We start from the raw sequence: 608 nt of genomic DNA, 5'->3' as shown, positions 1-608 counted from the left end.
CAGGACAGGCCGTCGTGTGCGCAGTGCGCGGCGTCCAGTCGGACCGCTGCCTCGACGTCGAGCAGAGGAACCAGCAGTGGACCTTCGCGTCAGACGGCTCCATCAGGAGCGTGGCGGCCGGCAAGCGCCTCGACGTCAACCTCGCGGCCACGGCGAACAACTCACCGCGGATCATCCGGTCCTGCAACGGCCAGCCGAACCAGCCGTGGACCAGGATGTGAACGCCTCGCCCGCTTGAGCACCGGAGCACCTCACGCTGGCGCCCATCGGCGCATTCACGACGCGCGAAACCGAGGAGCGAGATGGCACGTTTTGGAAGCAGCTCGAGAGCACGAATCCTGGTGGCGCTCTTGTGGACCTCCGGGTGCAGCGACCCGGCGACGACAACCGGCGGAGACGCAGGACCCGGTGCCGAGCCCCACGCGTGCTCCGAGGGCACCTGGGATCACGATGGCGATAGCGCGACGAGCTGCGTCGCATGGACAGGCTGCACCGCAGGCACCTTCGCGAGCGCCGAGGGCTCGTCTGCGGCGGACCGGCGGTGCACGCCGTGCCCGGAGGACACCTTCAGCGACACGATGAACGCGCCGAGCTGCACGATGCACACG

General features: G+C 69.1%; 1 protein-coding gene. It reads left to right on the top strand.

The features are described 5' to 3' along the window. Nucleotides 1–221, top strand: a 221-nt coding sequence (locus BN4575_RS22685) for an RICIN domain-containing protein (RefSeq protein ID WP_141689897.1), incomplete at its 5' end; no start/stop codon positions are given. Between the last annotated feature and the right edge of the window lie 387 nt (nucleotides 222–608).

This window comes from Aeromonas sp. EERV15 (genome assembly GCF_900079845.1).
Lineage (GTDB): Bacteria > Pseudomonadota > Gammaproteobacteria > Enterobacterales > Aeromonadaceae > Aeromonas > Aeromonas sobria.
This window is presented reverse-complemented; position numbering and strand designations above follow the sequence as displayed.